The 18016-nt window shown below is 65.3% G+C and carries 18 protein-coding genes; 8 read left to right on the plus strand and 10 right to left on the minus strand.

Translation table 11 applies throughout. From position 1 onward, the window contains the following. Positions 1 to 26: 26 nt before the first annotated feature. Positions 27 to 1214 carry a cytochrome P450 gene (locus A5699_RS02520; protein WP_067764857.1) on the plus strand — a complete coding sequence of 396 codons (1188 nt, stop codon included), beginning with the start codon at positions 27 to 29 and terminating at the stop codon, positions 1212 to 1214. A 67-nt stretch (positions 1215 to 1281) separates the two neighbouring features. On the opposite strand, the gene A5699_RS02525 is transcribed toward A5699_RS02520, so the two are convergent. The 8 genes from A5699_RS02525 to A5699_RS02560 form a co-directional block, all read right to left on the minus strand. After that, positions 1282 to 1785: a hypothetical protein gene (locus tag A5699_RS02525; RefSeq protein ID WP_067765052.1), complete on the minus strand. Its 504-nt coding sequence runs from the start codon at positions 1783 to 1785 to the stop codon at positions 1282 to 1284. A gap of 14 nt (positions 1786 to 1799) precedes the next feature. Next, a complete protein-coding gene (locus tag A5699_RS02530; RefSeq protein WP_369806645.1) occupies positions 1800 to 2453 on the minus strand; it encodes a TetR/AcrR family transcriptional regulator in 654 nt (217 codons plus the stop codon). Positions 2454 to 2569: 116 nt separating this feature from the next. Beyond that, positions 2570 to 3718, minus strand: a complete 1149-nt coding sequence (locus A5699_RS02535) for an acyl-CoA dehydrogenase family protein (RefSeq protein ID WP_067764860.1) — start codon at positions 3716 to 3718, stop codon at positions 2570 to 2572. A gap of 15 nt (positions 3719 to 3733) precedes the next feature. After that, entirely contained in the window at positions 3734 to 4891 is a 1158-nt protein-coding gene (locus A5699_RS02540; RefSeq protein ID WP_067764863.1) for a thiolase family protein, read from the minus strand. Between the two features lie 11 nt (positions 4892 to 4902). After that, positions 4903 to 6129 carry a CaiB/BaiF CoA-transferase family protein gene (locus A5699_RS02545; protein WP_067765058.1) on the minus strand — a complete coding sequence of 409 codons (1227 nt, stop codon included), beginning with the start codon at positions 6127 to 6129 and terminating at the stop codon, positions 4903 to 4905. A 31-nt stretch (positions 6130 to 6160) separates the two neighbouring features. After that, positions 6161 to 6919: an SDR family NAD(P)-dependent oxidoreductase gene (locus tag A5699_RS02550; RefSeq protein ID WP_067764866.1), complete on the minus strand. Its 759-nt coding sequence runs from the start codon at positions 6917 to 6919 to the stop codon at positions 6161 to 6163. Between the two features lie 16 nt (positions 6920 to 6935). Continuing rightward, positions 6936 to 8114: an acyl-CoA dehydrogenase family protein gene (locus tag A5699_RS02555; protein WP_067764869.1), complete on the minus strand. Its 1179-nt coding sequence runs from the start codon at positions 8112 to 8114 to the stop codon at positions 6936 to 6938. A gap of 53 nt (positions 8115 to 8167) precedes the next feature. Then, on the minus strand, positions 8168 to 9463 hold the full coding sequence (locus A5699_RS02560) for an amidohydrolase family protein (protein WP_067764872.1): 1296 nt from the start codon (positions 9461 to 9463) through the stop codon (positions 8168 to 8170). A 224-nt stretch (positions 9464 to 9687) separates the two neighbouring features. Between A5699_RS02560 and A5699_RS02565 the strand changes: the two genes are divergently transcribed. Genes A5699_RS02565 through A5699_RS02595 form a run of 7 tightly spaced genes read left to right on the plus strand, consistent with a single transcriptional unit; the run spans position 9688 to position 15555 of the window. After that, a complete protein-coding gene (locus tag A5699_RS02565) occupies positions 9688 to 10218 on the plus strand; it encodes a carboxymuconolactone decarboxylase family protein (RefSeq protein ID WP_067764875.1) in 531 nt (176 codons plus the stop codon). A gap of 26 nt (positions 10219 to 10244) precedes the next feature. Continuing rightward, entirely contained in the window at positions 10245 to 11603 is a 1359-nt protein-coding gene (locus A5699_RS02570; RefSeq protein ID WP_067764878.1) for an aromatic ring-hydroxylating dioxygenase subunit alpha, read from the plus strand. Continuing rightward, a complete protein-coding gene (locus A5699_RS02575) occupies positions 11596 to 11925 on the plus strand; it encodes a hypothetical protein (RefSeq protein ID WP_067764881.1) in 330 nt (109 codons plus the stop codon). The genes A5699_RS02570 and A5699_RS02575 overlap by 8 nt, the downstream gene beginning before the upstream one ends. Before the next feature lie 3 nt (positions 11926 to 11928). Further along, positions 11929 to 13185, plus strand: a complete 1257-nt coding sequence (locus A5699_RS02580; RefSeq protein WP_067764884.1) for an amidohydrolase family protein — start codon at positions 11929 to 11931, stop codon at positions 13183 to 13185. Beyond that, on the plus strand, positions 13169 to 13615 hold the full coding sequence (locus tag A5699_RS02585) for a nuclear transport factor 2 family protein (RefSeq protein ID WP_067764887.1): 447 nt from the start codon (positions 13169 to 13171) through the stop codon (positions 13613 to 13615). The genes A5699_RS02580 and A5699_RS02585 overlap by 17 nt, the downstream gene beginning before the upstream one ends. Beyond that, entirely contained in the window at positions 13612 to 14736 is a 1125-nt protein-coding gene (locus A5699_RS02590; RefSeq protein ID WP_067764890.1) for an acyl-CoA dehydrogenase family protein, read from the plus strand. The genes A5699_RS02585 and A5699_RS02590 overlap by 4 nt, the downstream gene beginning before the upstream one ends. 3 nt (positions 14737 to 14739) lie before the next feature. Further along, complete coding sequence (locus tag A5699_RS02595) at positions 14740 to 15555, plus strand: acyl-CoA dehydrogenase family protein (protein WP_067764893.1); 816 nt, start codon at positions 14740 to 14742, stop codon at positions 15553 to 15555. A gap of 87 nt (positions 15556 to 15642) precedes the next feature. On the opposite strand, the gene A5699_RS02600 is transcribed toward A5699_RS02595, so the two are convergent. Together A5699_RS02600 and A5699_RS02605 are read right to left on the minus strand one after the other, a co-directional pair. After that, the gene (locus tag A5699_RS02600; protein ID WP_067764896.1) at positions 15643 to 17124 is read right to left on the minus strand and encodes an adenylate/guanylate cyclase domain-containing protein; all 1482 of its coding nucleotides are present in this window, start codon (positions 17122 to 17124) and stop codon (positions 15643 to 15645) included. A 16-nt stretch (positions 17125 to 17140) separates the two neighbouring features. Further along, complete coding sequence (locus A5699_RS02605) at positions 17141 to 17923, minus strand: enoyl-CoA hydratase (protein ID WP_067764900.1); 783 nt, start codon at positions 17921 to 17923, stop codon at positions 17141 to 17143. Positions 17924 to 18016 lie beyond the last annotated feature (93 nt).

An 18016-nucleotide genomic window follows, 5' to 3' on the forward strand; every position in this document is an offset into this window, starting at 1 on the left:
CACTCCCGTCACCCGATGGAGACCTCATGACAGCGCCCACCGCACCAGCCGAACCAGATCTCTACTACGACCCGTACAGCGTCGAGCTCAACATGGACCCGTATGCGGTGTTCGCCCGAATCCGGGAAGAAGCCCCGCTGTACTACAACGAGCAGCACGACTTCTACGCGCTGAGCCGCTACGACGACGTCAACAAGGCCGTCATCGACCACGAGACGTTCATCTCCGGGCGCGGCGCGCTGCTCGAGATCATCAAGTCCGGCATGGAAATTCCGCCCGGGACCCTGATCTTCGAGGATCCGCCGATTCACAACATCCACCGCAATCTGCTGTCGCGGGTGTTCACGCCACGCAAGGTGCTCGCCCTTGAGCCGCAGATCCGGGAGTTCACCGCCCGCTGCCTGGATCCACTGGTCGGGGCGGAACGGTTCGACTTCGTCCAGGATCTCGGCGAGCAGATGCCGATGCGCGTCATCGGCATGTTGCTGGGCATCCCCGAGGATCGGCAGCGCGCCATCACCGACCACGGTGAGGAGACCCTGCAGGGGCAGACGGTCGATGCCCTGGCCACCGGTGAGGTGTTCGCCGAGTTCATCGACTGGCGCACCCAGCACCCGTCCGACGACATCATGACCGATCTGCTCAATGCCGAGTTCACCGACGAGACCGGCACCGTGCGCACGCTGCGCCGCGACGAGTTGTTGTTGTACCTGACGGTCATCGCGACCGCCGGTTCGGAAACCACCACGCGATTGATCGGCTGGGCGGGCAAGACTCTGGCCGACTACCCCGACCAGCGCCGCCAGCTGGTGGAAAACCCTGACCTCATCCCGCAGGCGATCGAAGAGATCCTGCGGTGGGAACCGCCCGCCCTGCAGATCGCTCGCTACGTCACCCGCGATGTCGAGTACTACGGCCAGACCGTGCCCGAGGGCTCGGCGATGCTGATGCTGGTCGGTGCGGCCAACCGCGACCACCGTCGCTTCGCTCCCGACGGCGACGTCTTCGACATCCACCGGGAGCAGAAGTCACACATGACTTTTGGGGCCGGCACCCACTTCTGCATGGGTAATGCACTGGCCCGGCTGGAAGGTCGTATCGCGTTGGAGGAGATCCTCAAACGCTTCCCGGAGTGGGAGGTCGACTGGGCCAACGCCAAACCGTCGGAAACCGCCGCGGTGCGGGGCTGGGCCGCGATGCCGACATTCGTCTAGCGTCGAGCGTGCGCCCAGATCGCGAAATCGCGTGAAATCACGATCTGGGTGCACGTTCGGCGAGTAGTCAGCTGGCCGGGATCAGATCGGCCGGCACTGACCGCTTGATCATGGTGCCGCACCGGAATACTTCGGTGTTGCCGACACCGCCGGCTTCCAGGTGGTTGACGGCGGCCAGCGCCTGCGCCTTGAAAGCCCGCGCCGCAGCGGACAATTCGTGACGAACCGGATCGACGCTGAGATCGGCCGGACACTCGTCGCCCCACAGCGTGACCTCGGTGTGCCCCTGCTCCAAGGCACCCAGGACGCCGCGGCGCACGCGCTCGTCGCTGTTGAACAGGTCAGCGGCCACAGCGACGGTCTGCGGATGCGGCCGGTCTTCCCAAGACTCGAGCACCGACTCCAGCGCGATGGTCTCCACGCCGAGAATCGCCAGCGGCCGGACGTCCTCGTCGGCGCCGATCAGCACCGTGACATCCCAACCAGCCATCACCCGGTCCACCAACCAGCCGCCGGCGAACCGGACCGCGTCCACCACACAGGGGGCGACCACATCGAGCCGATACCGCATGTCGTCCTCCAATCTCACTGGCCGGCCGCCCCGTTGCGCCCGACCGGTTGCGCGATCTCCCGCTCCAGCATCTCCGCGTAGCTGTTGAACACGTCCGTCAACGGGAGCGAGGGATCGAGTAACCATGAGGTCTCCATTCCATTGATGAATGCCAGGATTTCCACGGCCTTGGTGGCCGCGTCGAAGTCGGTGCGATAGCGACCGCTGAGCTGGCCGCGCGTGATGATGTCCGTGACGATGTCGCGCGCGGCCTGCTGCCGTTTCAGCAAACGATCGTGCAGTGGGGCGTCGGGGTGGATGTTCTCGACCAGCAGCACGGTGAACGTGCCGACCAACTCCGGCGCCCGGACGAACCGCTTGGCGACTCGCTTGATCTCCTCGGCGAGATCACCGGAGCGGTCGGCGTGAGTGTCGTCATCGTGATCGCGCGCGTCGAGCACGGCGTTGAGCAGTTGCTCCTTGGACTCGAAATGATGCAACAGGCCTGCCGGCGTCACGCCGACCTCCCTGGCGATCTGCGCCAGCGAGGTGTTGCGCCAACCATTGCGCGCGAGCAGCTTTTCTGCCACCGAAAGTATCCGCAGCCTGCGGTCTTCCCCCTTGGCCAGCAGCGTCTCGTAGGGCCGCACCCCCGCCGAAGACGCCTCTGCACCTGCCACCGAAGCCACCGGACTCCTTCGTCGAACCAACCTAGTGAACACACAGTAAGTTGGTTTGACCGTTGTGACAAGCGTCTCAGGGAAAGATTTTCCGAACGACTGTCACAACCGCCGGACAGGCCCGGTCAGAGGCCCAGCGATTTGGCGATGATGACCTTCATGACCTCGCTGGTACCGGCGTAGATTCGGGCCACCCGGGCGTCCGTGTAGAGCCGCGCGATGGGGTACTCCATCATGTAGCCGTACCCGCCGAACAGTTGCAGGCAACGATCGATCACCCGCGCCTGCATCTCGGTGCAGAACAGTTTCACACGGGCCGCATCGGCTCCCGACAGCTCACCGTCGACGTGCAAGGCCACGGCTCGGTCGAGCATCGCCTGCGCCGCCTCGACCTCCGTGGAGCACGCCGCGAGTTCGAACTTGGTGTTCTGAAACGACGCGACCGGCTGGCCGAAGGCCTTGCGGTCCTTGGTGTAGTCGATCGCCGCCGCGATCGCCGAGCGGGCCTGAGCCACCGAGCCCACCGCCACGGTGAGCCGCTCCTGGGCCAGGTTGTGGCCGAGGTAGCTGAACGCCTCGCCCTCCTCCCCCAACACGTTGGCCACGGGCACGCGCACGTCGGTGAACGACAACTCCGCGGTGTCCTGCACCTTGCAGCCCATCTTCTCCAGCTCGCGGCCCCGCTCGAACCCGGCCATGCCGTCCTCAACGACCAGCAGGGTCAGCCCCTTACGCCGGTTCTCCGGATCGGTGGAGGTGCGCGCCACCACGACGACCAGATCGGCCTGGATGCCCCCGGTGATGAACGTCTTGGCACCGTTGAGCACGTACTCGTCACCGTCACGGACCGCGGAGGTGCGCATGCCGGCCAGGTCCGACCCGGTGCCCGGCTCGGTCATCGCGACCGCGGTCAACAGCGTGCCGGCCGCCAGCCCGGGGAACCAGCGTTGCCGCTGCTCTTCGTTCGCGTAATGCAGGAAGTACGGCAGGATCACCTCGAGCTGGGTGCGCACCGTCGACAGCGTCACCAACGCCCGGGCGGCCTCCTCCTGCAGCACGACGTTGTAGCGGTAGTCGTCGATACCCGCGCCGCCGTACTCCTCGGGGATCGCCATGCCGAGCATGCCGAGCTCCCCCATCTGTTTGAAGACGTCACGGGGCATGCGCCCGCCCTTCTCCCACTCGGGATAGGCGGGGACGACTTCCCTTTCGATGAAATCGCGCGCGAGCGCACGAAACGCCTCGTGGTCCTCGGTGAACAGATTGCGTTGCACTACTTCTCCCTAGCGTCAGTCGATGAGCTCGACCAGCGTGGCGTTGGCGGTCCCGCCGCCTTCACACATGGTCTGCAGACCGTAGCGAATTCCGTTGTCGCGCATGTGATTGATCATCCGGGTCATCAGCACCGCGCCCGACGCACCGAGCGGATGGCCCAGCGCGATGGCACCCCCGAGCGGATTCGTCTTGGCTTCGTCGGCACCCGTCTCAGCCAGCCAGGCAAGTGGCACCGGGGCGAAGGCCTCGTTCACCTCGAACACACCGACCTCGTCGAGCCCCACGCCGGCCTTGCGCAGCACCTTCTGGGTGGCCGGGATCGGCCCCGTCAGCATCAAGACCGGATCGGCTCCGGTGACCGCACCCGCGCGGTACCGCACGATCGGTGAAAGCCCCAGTGCCAGGGCACTTTCGGCGGTCATCACCAGCAGCGCCGCGGCGCCGTCGGAAATCTGCGAGGAGTTGCCGGCGTGGATCACCCCGTCGTCGGCGAACGCCGGCTTGAGCCCGGCGAGTTTCTCGACGGTGCTCCCCCGCCGGACGCCTTCGTCGGCGACCACCGGGTCGAGCTGATCGGCCGGATCCGGGAACACCGTGATCATCTGGTTCTCGAACGCGCCGCGGTCCTGGGCGGCGGCCGCGCGCTCGTGCGAGGCCACGGAGTACTCGTCCAGCCGGGTCCGACTGAAACCCCACTTCTGTGCGATCATCTCAGCCGAGATGCCCTGGTTGAAGGAGAAATCCTGGTACCGGGCAAAAACTTTCGGGCCGTACGGGGTGCCGGTGGCTCGAGCGGCCCCCAATGGCACCCGGCTCATCACCTCCACGCCGCCGGCCACCACCACGTCCTGCTGACCCGACATCACGGCCTGGACGGCGAAATCCAGTGCCTGCTGGCTTGATCCGCACGCGCGGTTGACCGTGGTGCCCGGGATGTGTTCGGGCCAGCCGGCAGCCAGCACCGAATACCGGCCGATGTTGCTGGACTGATCGCCGACCTGCGACACGCAACCCCAGACCACGTCGTCGACGATGTCGGGGCTGATGCCGGCCCGTTCCACCAGCGCGTTGAGCACCAAGGCGGACAGGTCGGCAGCGTGGAAGCCGGACAGCCCGCCGTTGCGTTTGCCGACCGGGGTGCGGACGGCCTCGACGATGACGGTTTCGCGCATGGGATTCTCCTTCAGGACAAAGACTGGTAGGCCGGGCCGATCGCGCCGTGGCGACGTAGTTCGGTGATCTCGTCGGCACTCAGTCCGATCCCGCCCAGGATGGCGTCGGTGTGTTCGCCGAGGCCCGGCACCGCGCCCATGCCGAGTTCCATGCCGCTGATCACCGGCGGGGGCAGCAGTGCCGAGATGTCGCCGTTGGGCGTGCCGACGCTACGCCACCGGTCGCGCGCCTTCAGATGCGGATGCTCGATGACCTCACTGGGCAGGTTGTAGCGCGAATTGCCGATCCCGGCATCGTCGGCGGTCTGCTGGATATCAGCCAGATCGTTTTGCGCACACCAGGATTCGATGGCCTTGTTGAGCTCGTCGCGATGCGCACACCGATCGGAGTTGGTGGCGAACCGCGGATCGTCGGCCAGATCGGGACGTTCGATGATCTCGCGAGCCAGCCGCTGCCATTCCCGGTCGTTGGTGGTGCCGAGCACGACGGTCTGGCCATCGCGGGTGTCGAAGGCACCGTAGGGCGCCACCGCCGGCGAACTCATGCCGAGCGGGATCTGGTCGATCCCGGAGTGCTGGGTGTAGGTCAGTTGGTAGCCCATGATGTCGGTCATGGTGTCGAACAGGCTGACCGCCACGGCCGGCGCGACACCGCCCCCGCCGTTGCGGGCCCGCCCGACCAGCAGCGCCATGATGGACAGCGCCGAGTACAACCCGGTGGTGATATCGGCAACTGCGGCACCGGGTTTGGCCGGCATCCCGGCGTACCCGGTCGACGCGCACGAACCGGATTCCGCCTGCACCAGCAGGTCGTAGGCCCGCTTGTGCGACAGCGGGCCACCGGGGCCGTAGCCGTCGATCTCGACCGGGATCACCTGCGGATGACGCACCTTGAGATCCTCGGGCCCAAGCCCGAGCCGCGCGGTGGCGCCCGGGGCGAGATTGGACACGAAAGCATCGGCGGTGTCGAGCAGCCGGTGCAGGACCTCCATCCCCTCGGGAGATTTCAGGTTGAGGGTAATCGACTCCTTACCGCGGTTGGCCCACACGAAGTGGGCGGCCATCCCGTTCACCACGGTGTCGTAGTCGCGGGCGAAATCACCGCCCTTGGGGTTCTCGATCTTGATCACCCGGGCGCCGAAGTCGGCCAGCACCCGGGTGCACATCGGCGCCGAGACCGCCTGTTCCATCGCGATGACGGTGATACCCGCCAGCGGCAGGGCGGAACGGTCTGTCATCGGTGGTTCGCTCGTCAACTCGCTCACAGAGTCACATAACCATGCCGCCATCGACCGGGAGCACCTGCCCGGTGATGTACGACGCGGCATCGGAGGCCATGAACACGAACGCACCGGCGACCTCGTCGGCCTCGGCCCAGCGCTTGAGCGGGATGCGGTTCATCATGTTCGCGGCGAACTTCTCGTTGGTGCGGATGGTCTCGGTCATCGGCGTGGCGGCCAACGGCGCCAGCGCGTTGACCATGATGTTCTTGGGAGCCAGCTCCCGCGCCAACGACTTGGTGATGCCGATCAGGCCGGCCTTGGCCGCCGAGTAGTTCACCTGACCGAGCGTGCCGGTGATGCCTGCGGACGAGGTGACGTTGATGATGCGTCCGGTGCCGTCGGTGGGCATGTGCGGCAGTGCCGACTGGGTGACGTGGAACGTGCCCATCACGTGGATGTCGAACGTGAGCCGGAAGGTCTCGTCGGTCAGCTTGGGGAACATCGCCGGCGCGGTGACGCCGGCGTTGTTGACGACGATGTGTAGGTTGCCCTCGGTGAGGGCGGCCGCCTGGGCCACGGCGGCCTCCGCAGCTGCGCGATCACTGACGTCGAGCGCGGCACTGTCGGCCTTGCCCCCTGCGGTGTTGATCCGCTCGGCGACCTTCGCGGCCGCCTCACCGCTGATGTCGGTCACCAACACCGAGGCACCGGCCGCCGCCAGCGCCTCGGCGACCGCCGCGCCGATCCCCGCGCCGGCCCCGGTCACCAACGCCGAACGTCCGGTGAGATCGAAATAGGTCTTCATTGAACTGGTTTTCTCCTCAGTAGCTCTTCGGCAGGCCGAGAACATTCGCGCTCAAGAAGTTCAGGATCATCTCCTGGCTCACCGGCGCGATCTTCATCAGTCGGGATTCCCGGAAGAACCGGGAGATGTTGTACTCCTCGGAGTAACCCATCCCGCCGTGGGTCTGCAACGCCCGGTCGGCGGCACCAAATCCGGCGTCAGCGCACAGATACTTGGCCATGTTGGCCTCCCGACCGCACGACTTGCCGTTGTCGTAGAGCCAGGTGGCCTTGCGCAGGATCAGCTCGGCCGCATCCAGGCGGGCCAGCGAGTCGGCCAGCGGGAACTGGATGCCCTGGTTCATGCCGATCGGCCGGTCGAACACCACGCGCTCGTTGGCGTATTTCACCGCGCGGTCCAGCGCCACCCGGCCGATGCCGAGCGCCTCGGCGGCGATCAGCATCCGCTCCGGGTTGAGCCCGTGCAGGATGTACTTGAAGCCCTTGCCCTCCTCGCCGATCAGGTGCTCGGCCGGCACCCGCAGATCGTCGATGAACAACTCGTTGGAGCTCACCGCGTTTCGCCCCATCTTGTTGATGGGCCGGATCTCGACGTGGTCGCGGTCGAGGTCGGTGAGGAACAACGACAGTCCGTCGGTCGGCTTCCCGCCGCGCTTCTCGACGTCCTCGCGGGACTCCGTGCGGGTGAGCAGCAAGATCTTCTCGGACTCAAGGGCTTTGGAGATCCACACCTTGCGGCCGTTGACCACATAGCTGTCGCCGTCTTTTCTGGCGAACGTGGTGATGCGCGAGGTGTCCAGCCCGGCACCAGGTTCGGTGACGCCGAAGCACACGTGCAGATCGCCGTTGACGATGCGCGGCAAGGTCGCCTTCTTCATCTCCTCGGACCCGAAGACCACCACCGGCTGCATGCCGAAGATCGACATGTGGATCGCGCTGGCGGCGTTCATGGCTCCGCCGGAGCGAGCCACTTCCTCGGCCAGGATGGTGGCCTCGGTGATGCCGAGGCCGTGGCCGCCATACTCCTCCGGGATGGTCATTCCCAGCCAGCCGCCACCGGCGATGGCGTCGTAGAACTCCTGCGGGAATTCGTGCGCCTGGTCCTTGGTCATCCAATAGTGGTCATCGAACTTGGCCGCCAGCTCCGCAACGGATTTGCGGATCAGCTGCTGGTCCTCGGTCAGTTCGAAGTTCATACCGCCCGACACTGTGTGTTCTCCTATTTTCTGGGCCGGTCCCGGCCCGACGATCAGTCCCGTGCGCCGGAAACGGCTTTGGCGTTGGCCTGGAAGTCCGCGAAGCTGGTGCCAGTCTTCTCCTTGTTGCTCAGGGCGCGGATCGACACATCGTGTCCTTCGGCAGCCTTGCGCAGCGCTCCGACGGTGGCCTGGTCCTTGGGCACATGGGCGAACGGGTCGAAGTGATACAGCCGCATCGCGTTCTCGTGGGTGATCTTGTTGATCTCGTCGTCAGGTACGTCGTAGGTGTCGAACACCGCCCACAGTTCCTCGGGCGCACCCGGCCACATCGAGTCACTGTGCGGGTAGTCCATCTCCCAGCAGATGTTGTCCACTCCGATCTCGTGACGGTTCTTGACCCCGACCGGATCGGAGATGAAGCACGTCATGAAATGCTCGCGGAACACCTCGCTGGGCAGCTTGCCGCCGAAGTCCTGATTCGTCCACGTCGAGTGCATCTCGAAGGTGCGATCCACCCGGTCCAGGAAGTACGGAATCCACCCGGTGCCACCCTCGCTCAACGCGATCTTCAGGTCGGGGTAGGCCTTGATCGGCGCCGACCACAACAGATCCGCCGCGGCCTGAACGATGTTCATCGGCTGCAGCGTGATCATCACATCCATCGGCGCATCCGGCGCGGTGATCGCCAGCTTGCCCGAGGACCCGATGTGCACGTTCATCACCGTGTCGGTGTCAACGAGGGCCTCCCACAACGGCTTCCAGTACTCCAGGTCGTGGAACGACGGGTAGCCCAAGGTGGACGGGTTCTCGGTGAACGTCAGCGAGTGCACGCCCTTCTTCGACACCCGGCGCACTTCGTCGGCACACAGTTGCGGGTTCCAGATGGCCGGGATCGCCATCGGGATGAACCGCCCCGGGTTCGACCCGCACCACTCGTCGATGTGCCAGTCGTTGTAGGCCTGCACCAACGCCAGCGAGAAGTCGTCGTCGTCGGTGGCGAACAACCGTGCCGCAAAGCCGGGAAACGACGGAAAGTTCATCGTCGCCAGTACCCCACCGGCATTCATGTCCTTGACCCGCTCATCCGGGTCATAGCAGCCCTTGCGGATCTCGTCGAGCCCTTGAGGCTCCAACCCGTACTCCTCCTTGGGCCGGCCGGCCACCGCGTTCAACGCCACGTTGGGGATCACCGTGTCGCGGAACTGCCAGGTGTCGCTGCCGTCGGGGTTGTGCACCAACCGCGGCGCCTCATCTCGATACTTCGCCGGCAGATGATTCTTGAACATGTTCGGCGGCTCGATGATGTGGTCGTCGACGCTGATCAGAATCATGTCGTCTTTGTTCACTGCCTCACTCCGTCCGGTCGGATGCCACGCGGGTTCTCTAAGTGAGGAAACTAGCTTCTCGTCTAGCGAGAATCAACGCGCGAAGCCGTTGACATGGAAGTTTGGCCAGGTCAGCGCGAAACCTCGGTAGTTCTTGTTGACCATCGCGGCAAAAGGTGGAAACCTCTTAGTCGGAAATGAGAACCTGATTCTCGTCAACGAGAGTCCCGAGAGGAGAACGCCCCGTGCGCTTGGCCCCTCTGCCCGCCGAGGAGTGGGACGACGACGTGCGCCGAGCACTGTCGGTCATGCTCCCAGAGGAGCGGCTCAACCCCGAGGGAGCGGGCACCGCGTTGTCGACGCTGGCCCGGCACCCCGCGTTGACCAAGGCGTTTCTGCGATTCAGCAATCACCTGCTGTTCCGCTCGACGCTCGACCCGCAGATCCGCGAGTTGGCCATCCTGCGGATCGCACATCGAAAGCAGTGCGAGTACGAGTGGACCCACCATGCCTTCATCGGCAAGGCCGAAGGGTTGACCGACGAGCAGATCGCAAGCAGTACAACCGGCCAGGCCACCACGGCACTCGATCAACTCGTGCTCGACGCCGTCGACGAACTCGACGAGCACTCGAAGATCTCGGACGGCACCTGGGCTTCGCTGAGCGAGCACCTCGACGAGCGTCAGCGCATGGACCTGGTTTTCACGATCGGCGGCTACGGCCTGATGGCCATGGCTTACAACACCTTTGGAATTGCGCCGGAATCCGGTCACTAACTCAAGAAGAAAGTAGGTAGGAACACATGGCGTTTTTCCCGAAGCCGGATGCCGGCAGCTGGACCGAGAATTGGCCCGAGCTGGGTACCGCCCCGGTCAACTATGAGGATTCGATCGACCCCGAGCACTGGAAGCTGGAGCAGCAGGCCATCTTCCGCAAGACCTGGCTGCAGATGGGCCGCGTGGAGCTGATCCCGAAGAAGGGCAGCTACATCACCCGCGAACTGCCATCGGTCGGCCCGGGCACCTCGATCATCATCGTCAACGACGGAGACGAGATCCGCGCCTTCTACAACCTGTGCCGCCATCGCGGAAACAAGCTGGTGTGGAACGACTACCCCGGCGAAGAGGTGTCCGGCAGCTGCCGCCAGTTCGTCTGCAAGTACCACGCCTGGCGCTACAACCTCAAGGGCGATCTGACCTTCATCCAGCAGGAGCAGGAGTTCTTCGACGTCGACAAGGCCGACTACCCGCTCAAGCCGGTGCGCTGCGAGGTGTGGGAGGGCTTCATCTTCGTCAACTTCGACGACGATGCGGTGTCCTTGGAGGAGTACCTGGGCGAATTCGGCCAGGGGCTCAAGGGTTATCCCTTCCACGAGATGACCGAGCACTACAGCTACCGCGCGGAGATCAAGGCGAACTGGAAGCTGTTCATCGACGCGTTCGTCGAGTTCTACCACGCGCCGATCCTGCACATGAAGCAGGCGGAAAAGGAGGAAGCCGAGAAGCTGGCCAAGTTCGGTTTCGAGGCGCTGCACTACGACATCAAGGGTGACCACTCGATGATCTCGTCCTGGGGCGGCATGAGCCCGCCGAAGGACCTGAAGATGGTCAAGCCCATCGAGCGCATCCTGCACAGCGGTCTGTTCGGACCGTGGGATCGCCCCGATATCAAGGGAATCCTGCCCGACGAGCTGCCGCCGGCGATCAATCCCGGCCGCCACAGCACCTGGGGCCAGGACTCGTTCGAGTTCTTCCCGAACTTCACCCTGCTGTTCTGGGTGCCGGGCTGGTACCTGACCTACAACTACTGGCCGACCGGTGTGGACTCGCACATCTTCGAGGCCGACCTGTACTTCGTGCCGCCGAAGAACCTGCGCGAGCGGCTGTCCCAGGAACTCGCCGCGGTGACGTTCAAGGAGTACGCGTTCCAGGACGCCAACACGCTGGAGGCCACCCAGACCCAGATCGGCACCCGGGCCGTCCTCGACTTCCCGCTGTGCGACCAGGAAATTCTGCTCCGCCACCTGCACCACACCGCGCACAAGTACGTCGACCGGTACAAGGAGTCGCTGGCCAACGGGGCCAACGGAACCGGTTCGAGCAACGGCAAGCACACTGCCCCCAGTGAGAAGGCCGCAGAAAAGGATCCCGCAAATGTCTAAGCTGCCCGAAGAATTCGCCGATCTGGAGCGGTTCAGCGACTGGTGCCTGCCCACCGAGGAGGAGCGCTACCAGAAGCGGCTCAACTCCTCCATGGACGAGATGCAGGAGCTGTACGACGCCGGCATGGCACGACTCGAGGACATCATGGTCTACGTCGATGCCCGCTTCCCCCTGTCGAGCATGCCCGACGACGCCAAGGCGCTGGTGCATCTCGGCCAGTCCATCGTCATGGTGAGCTTCCCGGTCGAGGTGTGGAAGCAGCCGCGGGTCCTCGACAGCGGCGCGGCCTACATCAACCTCATCAAGGAGCCGGTGGTTTAACCGATGTTGACCCTCAAAGCCGCGGGTCTTGTCGACGTCGATGCCGGGACGATCATTCGTCCCGGCATTGTCCGTGTCGACGGTGACCGCATAGTTAGCGTCGGCGGAGCCGGCAAATCCGGCACTGTCGGTGGGGAGATCCCGGCCGACTCCGAGGTGACAATCGATCTCGGAGACTCGATCCTGCTGCCCGGCCTGATGGACATGGAAGTCAACCTGCTCATGGGTGGCCGGGGCGAGAACCCGGGCCTGTCACAGGTGCAGGACGATCCCCCGACCCGCGTGCTGCGTGCGGTGGGTAATGCCCGTCGTACATTGCGAGCCGGGTTCACCACCGTGCGCAACCTCGGGCTCTTCGTCAAGACCGGCGGATACCTGCTCGACGTGGCGTTGGGCAAGGCCATCGACGCGGGCTGGATCGACGGACCTCGCATCGTGCCGGCCGGACACGCCATCACCCCCACCGGCGGGCACCTGGACCCGACGATGTTCGCGGCGTTCATGCCGGGCGTGCTGGAGCTGACCATCGAGGAGGGCATCGCCAACGGGGTCGACGAGATCCGCAAGGCGGTGCGCTACCAGATCAAGCACGGCGCACAGCTGATCAAGGTGTGTTGTTCGGGCGGGGTGATGTCGCTGACCGGTGAGGCCGGGGCACAACACTATTCGGACGAGGAACTGCGCGTCATCGTCGACGAGGCCCACCGTCGCGGCTTGCGGGTCGCGGCCCACACTCACGGGGCCGAGGCCGTCAAGCACGCTGTCGCCTGCGGCATCGACTGCATCGAGCACGGCTTCCTGATGGACGACGAAGCCATCCAGATGCTCGTCGACAACGACCGGTTCCTGGTCACCACGCGCCGCCTGGCCCAGGCCATGGACGTGTCGAAGGCGCCGAAAGTCTTGCAGGACAAGGCTGCCGAGATGTTCCCGAAGGCCGAGACGTCGATCAAGGCGGCGTACGAGGCCGGGGTGAAGATCGCGGTCGGCACCGACGCGCCGGCCATCCCGCACGGCCGCAACGCCGACGAGCTTGTGACGCTCGTGGAATGGGGCATGCCGCCGGCCGCGGTGCTGCGCTCGGCCACCACGATCGCCGCCGATCTGATCAACGCCACCGACCGCGGCCGGCTGGCCGAAGGGCTGCTCGCTGACATCATCGCGGTGCCAGGCAACCCACTCGAGGACATCAGCGTTACACAGCGTGTGGATTTTGTAATGAAAGGCGGTAAGGTTTTCCGCAATGACCACATCAACTGACTCCCCGAGCCGCATCGAGGATCTGATCGAGATCCAGCAGGTGCTCGCCAAGTACGCGGTCACCATCACCCAGGGTGACATCGACGGTCTGATCAGTGTTTTCACCCCTGACGGCACCTACAGCGCATTCGGCGAGACCTATACGCTCAATCGCTTCCCCGTGCTCGTCGACGCGGCCCCCAAGGGCCTGTTCATGACCGGCACCGCGCTGATCGACCTGGTAGAAGGCGCCGATACGGCATCCGGCACGCAACCGCTGTGCTTCATCGAGCATTCCAAGCACGACATGCGCATCGGCTACTACCGCGACACCTATGAGCGGACCGCCGAGGGCTGGCGGTTGAAGACCCGGGCCATGACCTTCATCCGGCGCAGTGGCGATCACGATCACGGCCGGCCGCATGCGATCGGCAGGCCGGAAGCAGGATGACCGACCTCTTCGACCCTGCGACGTTCCGTGCGGCACTGCAGGACTGGCTCGCCGAGAATGACCTGACCCCGCCGGACGACCACTCGCTGGCCGCGCACATGAAGCAGTTCGCCCAAGTGATGCGCGCGCTCTACGACGGCGGCTGGGGCCGTTACGGCTGGCCCGAACATGCCGGCGGGCTCGGCGGCCCGGATGTGTTGCGCGCCATCGTCGGTGAGGAGATCGTCGGCCGGCGCCTCGCCGAGCCGGGCCCGTACTCGATGATCGAGGTGCTCGCACCCACGATGATCGACTACGCCACACCCGAACTGGCCGCGGAGATGCTGCCCAAGATGCTCTCCGGGGAAGAGCAGTGGTGCCAGGGCTTCTCCGAACCCGGATCCGGCAGTGACCTGGCCTCGCTGACCACCCGCGCGGTCCAGCGCGAGGACGGCAAGTGGGTCGTCAATGGCCAGAAAGTGTGGACCAGCTTCGCGCAGTTCTCGCACCGCTGCATCCTGCTCACCCGCACCGGCGACGCCGACACTCCCAATCATCAGGCCATCACGGCGTTCTTCGTCGACATGGATTCCCCGGGCATCTCGGTACGGCCCTTACACACCATGCACGACGTCGACGAGTTCTGCGAGGTGTACTTCGACGACGTCGAGGTCGACGCGAGCCGCATGCTCGGCAAGCCCGGCGACGGCTGGCAGCTGGCCATGGACCTGCTTCCCTATGAACGCTCGACCTGCTTCTGGCAGCGCATCGCCTATCTGTACTCCCGGTTCGACGCGTTGGTCGAAGCGGTGAAACGGCAAGGCCAGGTGGTGGATTCGGATCTCGGTGAGGTCTATCTGGCCCTGCACACGCTGCGTTGCCGCTCGGCGGCCACCCAGCGCCGTCTGGCCGAGGGCCACAAGTTGGGCCCGGACACGTCGATCGACAAGGTGCTGTTGGCCGGTGCCGAGCAATTGCTCTATGACACCGCGCGCAACCTGCTTCCCGGGGTCATCGAGCTCGAAGATTCCGAATGGCGCACGGAGTACCTGTATTCGCGGGCCGCCACCATCTACGGCGGGACCGCCGAAGTACAGCGCAACATCATCGCGCGCCGCCTCTTGGACCTCGGGAAGGAGTGAGCCATGGCCGCCACGACGGAACCGGGCTTGGACGCCGAGTCACTCGGCCTGCTCGAAGACACCCTGCGCAAGACCATGCTGGCCGCGTCGGGCCCTGAGCTCGACACTGCGCTGGCCGAGCTCGGCTGGGCTGAGATGCTCTCGGACATGCCCGAGGTCGCCATGCCGCTGGTGTTCCGGCTGCTGGGCGAAACCGGTTCGCACGCCTCGGTTCTCAACGACGTGCTGCTCGAGACCATCGGCGGTCTGCCCGGTGGCACCCCGCCCATGCCCTATGCCGGTGGCACCTGGGTGGTGTGGGAACGTGAGAGCAGCGCCGAGAATCCGACCCTCGGCGGGCTGCCGTTGCGTCAGGTCCCCGACGGCCAACTGCTACGGATCTCCGAAGCACGCCGCGCGCTGGGTTGGTGGCTGGTCGGCTCGGCCCGGGCGATGCTGGCCCTGGCCCGCCGGCATGCGTTGGACCGGGTCCAGTTCGGCAAGCCGATCTCGTCGTTCCAGGCGGTCCGCCACAAACTCGCCGAGACCCTGGTGGCCATCGAAGGTGCCGAGGCGACGCTGAGCCTGCCCGGTTCGGACAACGTCGACCTGAACTCGTTGCTGGCCAAGGCTGCGGCAGGCAAGGCCGCGCTGACCGCCGCCAAGCACTGCCAGCAGGTACTCGGCGGCATCGGCTTCACCGAGGAGCACGAACTGCACGTGCACGTCAAGCGCGCCCTGGTGCTCGACGGATTGCTGGGCAGCTCACGGGAACTCACCCGTAAGGCCGGCTCCGGCCTGCGGGCCCGCGGCACCGTGCCCCGCCTGGCCCAGCTGTAGCGTTCCTCTGCCGAGCAGACATAAACCCTTACCTTTTCCGCGAAGAAGGTAAGGGTTTATGTCTGCTCGCGGTAGGGGGGTGACCCACTAATCCGGGAGCGGTTCGGCGAAGACCGTCGCCGTCGAGCGACCACGCAGCACCGTCGAACCCCGCACCACCCAGTGCCGACTTTCGTCGGCATCGGCATGCGCCAGCGCACTACCCGAGCACAACACCGTCGTCTCACGGTCCTTGGCGTGATCGGCCAACCGGGCGGCTTCGTTGACCGCGTCGCCGATCACCGTGTATTCGTAGCGGTTCTCGGCACCGATGTTGCCGGCGAACACCGAGCCACACGAAATGCCCACGCCGAACTCGACATCCGGCAGCTGGTGCAGCCGTGGGGCCAGGGCCCGGGCGGTGGCCAGCGCCGAGGTGGCCGGATTGTCCAGGCGCAGCGGCGCGCCGAACACAGCCAGCACCGCGTCACCCTCGAACTTGTTGATCAGGCCGTGGTGGTGCTCGACGGTGTCCACCACGATCTTGAAGAAGCCGTTGAGCAGTTGCGCCACCTCTTGCGGCGGTCGAGTGGCGCCCAACGCGGTCGAGCCGACCAGGTCGACGTAGAGAACCGCGGCCTCGCGGACGTCTCCGGTGACTGCGGCGCCCTGCTCCAAGGCGTGCCGGGCCACGTCGACCCCGACGTAGCGGCCGAACAAGTCGCGCAATCGATTCCGCTCGGCCAGCCCGGCCACCATCCGGTTGAAACCGTATTGGAGCCGGCCGATCTCGGACGATTCGTACACCTTGACCGAGACTCCGGACCAGCCGCGTTCCACGGCCTTCATGGCCAGGACGACTTCTCCGACCGGGTCCGACACCGAGCGGGCCACCAGGAACATCGAGCGCAGTCCGAACATCAGCGAGATGACGGCCACCACCAGCACCGCAGCCTCGACCGGCGCCGTCTTCTGCACGAACCAGCCGTTCGAGCGGGCCAGCACGATCAGCGCGATACCGGCCAAGGGCAGCCCGCTGAACAGGGTCCAGATGGTGACCAGCCGGGCCAGCACACCGGGCATCCGGACCAGCATGGCGGAGGACGCGGTCAGCGAGGCAGCCACGATCGGCCGCAACATGCGTTGGGTCACCAGGAATCCCATGCAGGCGGCCGCGATTCCACCGAAGAGGATGGCACCGCCCATCACGTACGCGACTCCTCCCCCGACATCGAGGTTCAGCAGCGTGTACACCAGCGCGCTCACCGCCCAGGTGCTGAACTGGATGATCGTCTGACGCGGTGCAATACGCATGGCGGCACGTTGCTGCTGCGGCGTCGGCTCATCCCCCGCGGCAAACCATCGAAACGTCGGATGAACGAGGACCCAGCCGACGACGGTATCGACGATCGCGGCCGCGACCATCAGTGCGATCAGGGCAACAAGGTTCGCCTGGGTCAACAACTCCCGGGCATCACCGACGGTGTTGCGACTGAGCGCCAGCACCACCAGCGTCACCGCAACGGCCGCAGTGGTCTGCGCGTAGATCTGGCGGGCCGCGTAGGCCACGCTGAGCCGGATCGCCCCCATCCTCAGAGGCCCACCGCTACTTGATGTTCTGCTTCATCCCGTCGATATCCATGAGCACCGGCCATCCGCTGACGCTAAGCGCATTGCCGTGCCCGGTCTGGTGAATATCGAACACCGATTGGATTGCGGCGTAGAAGCCCTGCACGTCGAGGGTCTGATTGACCGCACGCTTGGCCTGCCGCAGCGCGAACGCGGGCATCCGCGCGATCTGTGCGGCCAGTTCGGCCGTCTGGGTGTCGAGTTCGTCGCGCGGGACCACCCGGTTGACCATGCCGGTGCGCTCGGCTTCCTCGGCGGTCAGGGCCCGGCCGGTGAACAGGATCTCCTTGGCCTTGCGGGCACCGAGTTCCCAGGTATGCCCGTGGTATTCGACACCACCGATACCCATCAACGCCACCGGATCGGAGAACAACGCGTCGTCGGCGGCCAGGATCAGATCACACGGCCAGCACAGCAGCAGGCCACCGGAGATGCAACGGCCTTGCACCGCCGCGATCGACGGCTTGGGGACGTTACGCCAGCGGAGGGTGTATTCGAGATAGCGCCGCGATTCGTGCTCGATCAGGAATTCCAAGGTGATCTTGTCGGGCACCGGTCCCCCGCCGCGCAGGTCGTGGCCCGCGGAGAAGTGCTTGCCGTTGGCTCGCAAGACGATCACTTTCACATCGTGGTCCTCGGCGGCCCTGGTCCACGCGGCGTCGAGTTCATCGAGCAGCTCGGGGTTCTGCGCGTTGGCGGCTTCCGGCCGGTTCAGCGTGATCGTGGCGATCGAGTCGCTGGCGTCGTAGTCGATATACACGTCATTCCTTCTGCTCACAGCGGCCCGAAAAGAGCGTCGAGAGGCACAAATTGATGTGAAAGGCTTCTTCCCGAAAGGCTTCTATAATTCCCG

Origin of the sequence: Mycobacterium sp. E802 (genome assembly GCF_001666875.1) — a bacterium.
GTDB lineage: Bacteria > Actinomycetota > Actinomycetes > Mycobacteriales > Mycobacteriaceae > Mycobacterium.